The sequence below is a fragment of the Enterobacter cloacae complex sp. S3 genome (assembly GCF_014930495.1).
Classification (GTDB): domain Bacteria; phylum Pseudomonadota; class Gammaproteobacteria; order Enterobacterales; family Enterobacteriaceae; genus Enterobacter; species Enterobacter asburiae_B.
On the sequence record NZ_JADBRD010000068.1, the window covers coordinates 1 to 3,575 of the forward strand.

Here is a 3,575-nt window from a genome sequence, read left to right on the forward strand (position 1 = left end):
GAGAGTAGGGAACTGCCAGGCGTCAAATAAGTAGAAAGGCCATCCGCAAGGATGGCCTTTTTGCGTTTTTATAGGCTGCACAAACTAATCCCCCAACGCCCTGCTTATACGGTAAACTACCTGCGTTTTTGCATCAGGATAGCGTCTATGAACCACTCCCTTAAGCCCTGGAATACCTTTGGCATTCAACGCAATGCTAAACAAATTGTACGTGCCGATACTGCACAGCAATTGCTGGATGCATGGCAAAGCGCAACTGAAAATAACGAACCCGTACTGATTCTGGGCGAAGGAAGTAATGTCCTGTTTCTCGATGATTTTGCGGGAACGGTGATCGTTAACCGCATCATGGGAATTGATGTGGAAGAGCGTGCCGACAGCTGGCACCTGCACGTGGGGGCCGGAGAAAACTGGCATCATCTGGTGCAATTCACCCTCGAAAAAGGGATGCCGGGCCTGGAAAACCTTGCGCTTATTCCAGGCTGCGCCGGATCGTCACCTATTCAAAACATCGGTGCCTACGGCATCGAACTGAAACATGTCTGCGAATATGTCGACTGCATCGAACTGGCGACCGGAACGGCAAAGCGTTTAACGGCGGAACAGTGCCGGTTTGGCTATCGTGACAGTATTTTCAAACATGAATATCAGGATCGCTACGTGATTGTTGCCGTGGGCCTGCGCCTGTCGAAGGACTGGCAGCCCGTGTTGACCTACGGGGATTTAACGCGTCTCGATCCGGCTACCGTAACCGCCCGCGACATTTTTGATTCCGTTTGCCATATGCGGATGACCAAACTTCCCGATCCAAAAGTAAACGGAAACGCAGGAAGCTTCTTCAAAAACCCGGTTATCAGCAGCGAAAATGCAAAAGTCTTTCTTGAAGGATGGCCAGCCGCGCCACATTACCCTCAGGCGGATGGCAGCGTGAAGCTTGCCGCAGGATGGCTTATCGATCAATGCCAGCTAAAAGGCACTTCAGTAGGCGGTGCTGCCGTTCACCAGCAGCAGGCTCTTGTGCTGATTAATCAGCGCGATGCGACCAGCGATGATGTTGTACAGCTGGCTCATTATGTTCGTCAGCGTGTGGGCGAAAAATTTAACGTCTGGCTGGAGCCAGAAGTTCGCTTCATTGGCTGCACAGGTGAAGTTAATGCCGTGGAGGCTATCGCGTGAAGGACAATACCGTTCCCTTAACCCTGATTAGCATCCTTGCTGACGGCGAGTTTCATTCTGGCGAGCAGCTGGGTGAACAGCTTGGCATGAGCCGTGCTGCTATCAATAAACATATCCAGACGCTTCGCGACTGGGGTGTTGATGTGTTCACGGTTCCCGGAAAGGGCTACAGCCTGCCGGAGCCGATTCAATTGCTGAATGAAGAAGCGATCCGCAGCCAGATCGGACACGGCAATGTTGCGGTGCTGCCGGTGATTGATTCGACGAACCAGTATCTTCTGGATCGTCTGCCTGAGCTGAAATCCGGCGATGCCTGCGTTGCTGAATATCAACAGGCCGGTCGCGGCCGTCGCGGTCGCAAATGGTTTTCGCCATTTGGCGCTAACCTCTATCTGTCCATGTACTGGCGACTCGAGCAGGGCCCGGCCGCTGCCATTGGTCTGAGTCTGGTCATCGGCATCGTCATGGCGGAAGTGCTGCACGATCTGGGGGCGGATAAAGTACGCGTTAAATGGCCTAATGACCTCTACCTCAACGATCGTAAACTTGCCGGTATTCTGGTCGAACTGACGGGAAAAACGGGCGATGCGGCGCAAATCGTCATCGGCGCAGGCCTCAACATGGTAATGCGCAATGTACAAAATGATGTGGTGAATCAGGCCTGGACTAACCTCCAGGAGGCGGGGATCGTCATCGATCGCAACACCCTTGCCGTGCGTATGATTAAAGAGTTGCGCAGTTCACTCACGCTTTTTGAGCAGGAAGGGCTGGCATCGTTCCTGTCTCGTTGGGAAAAGCTGGATAACTTCATCAACCGCCCGGTGAAATTGCTGATTGGTGATAAAGAGATCTACGGAACTTCGCGCGGTATTGACGCACAGGGCGCGCTGCTTCTTGAGCAGGATGGCGTGATCAAACCCTGGATGGGCGGTGAGATTTCACTGCGAAGTGCCGAATAACCGGATCGAGTTAATTATGCGAAAACCCGTCTGCGCAACGCTGGCCGTCATGATGAGTGTGCTGTTTTCGCCTCTCTCTCATGCGGATCGGGCCTGGGAGAGTTACAAGGCCCGCTTTTTCAAACCGGAAGGCCGTATTGTTGATACCGGTAATGGCGGCGTGTCGCATACGGAAGGTCAGGGTTTTGCCATGCTGATGGCGGTGGCCAACGACGATAAAGCCACGTTCGATAAGCTCTGGCAATGGACAGACCGTCGGCTAAAGAACAAAGAAAATGGTCTGTTTTACTGGCGCTATAACCCCGCAGAGTCCAACCCGGTCGCCGACAAAAACAACGCTGCAGATGGCGACGTGCTGATTGCCTGGGCGTTGCTGAAAGCCGACGCCCGCTGGCATGACAAGCGCTACAGCGCCGCATCGGATGCAATTACCAAAGCACTGATTGACCACAGCGTAATCCGCTATGCCGGTTACCGCGTGATGCTGCCCGGCGTCCAGGGGTTTAAGCTTGAGGGTGAAGTCGTCCTTAATCCTTCCTATTTCGTGTTTCCGGCCTGGCAAGCTTTCGCCAGACGCAGCCATTTGCCGGTCTGGCGCGATTTGATTAAGGACGGGAAACGCCTGCTGGGGAAAATGGGCTCGGGTAAAGCGAATCTGCCCACTGACTGGGTTTCACTGGCATCAGGTGGCAAGCTGGCTCCTGCCAAAGGCTGGCCGCCGCGAATGAGCTATGACGCGATTCGTGTTCCGCTGTACGTTGCCTGGTCTGATAAGCAAAGCCCACTGCTGACGCTGTGGAAGGCCTGGTTCGGCCAGTTCCCCCGGGAACAAACTCCCGCCTGGGTTAACGTCGCGACCAACGAATATGCGCCCTACATGATGGAAGGCGGCCTGCTGGCTGTACGTGATTTCACGATGGGGCAGTCTTCCGGTGAACCCGAAATCACCTCTAAAGACGACTACTATTCGGCAAGTCTGAAAATGCTGGTGTGGATCGCCCAGCAATAATGTCGACATTATCCCTCTCCCCGATGGGGAGAGGGACGTCGTCATACCGTGTTACTGCGGATACGGTACCCAATCCCCGCCGTTCAGGCGAACGTACGGTTTGTTCTGATACTGAATGACGACCGCGTTAGCGTTCTCTGAGACTTCTGCGGTTTGCGGCAGGTTGCTGGTGAGCTGATCCCAGTTCACGCTATCCTCCACAAACAGCTTCCCGTCAACGGCGCGGGCAACCAGCTCTGAGATCGCCAGATAGCTGGTTGGCTGTGTAATCTCAATCGGTGCGCCCTGATGCGGTGCCTTCATACCAAAGAATTTAATGCCGGCAGGCACGTTGGTGATGGACGGGCTTGGGATATCACGCAGACCCGACACCTGCATTCTGTCACCTTTCAGCGCACCACCGTGCTCAGGTGACCTGCTCCCCGTTGATT

Annotated in this window: 4 protein-coding genes; 3 read left to right on the forward strand and 1 reads right to left on the reverse strand. The window is 54.3% G+C overall.

The annotated features are described in order from the left end of the window. Window positions 1-147: 147 nt before the first annotated feature. Genes murB through IM317_RS22980 form a run of 3 tightly spaced genes read left to right on the forward strand, consistent with a single transcriptional unit; the run spans window position 148 to window position 3,144 of the window. Complete coding sequence (gene murB / locus IM317_RS22970; RefSeq protein WP_033146881.1) at window positions 148-1,176, forward strand: UDP-N-acetylmuramate dehydrogenase; 1,029 nt, start codon at window positions 148-150, stop codon at window positions 1,174-1,176. Continuing rightward, window positions 1,173-2,135: a bifunctional biotin--[acetyl-CoA-carboxylase] ligase/biotin operon repressor BirA gene (gene birA, locus IM317_RS22975; protein WP_033146880.1), complete on the forward strand. Its 963-nt coding sequence runs from the start codon at window positions 1,173-1,175 to the stop codon at window positions 2,133-2,135. Before murB ends, birA begins: the two co-directional genes overlap by 4 nt. Window positions 2,136-2,151: 16 nt before the next feature. Beyond that, entirely contained in the window at window positions 2,152-3,144 is a 993-nt protein-coding gene (locus tag IM317_RS22980) for a glycosyl hydrolase family 8 (protein WP_033146879.1), read from the forward strand. A 51-nt stretch (window positions 3,145-3,195) separates the two neighbouring features. On the opposite strand, the gene bcsG is transcribed toward IM317_RS22980, so the two are convergent. After that, on the reverse strand, window positions 3,196-3,575 hold a 380-nt coding region (gene bcsG / locus IM317_RS22985; RefSeq protein WP_193362537.1), incomplete at its 5' end, for a cellulose biosynthesis protein BcsG.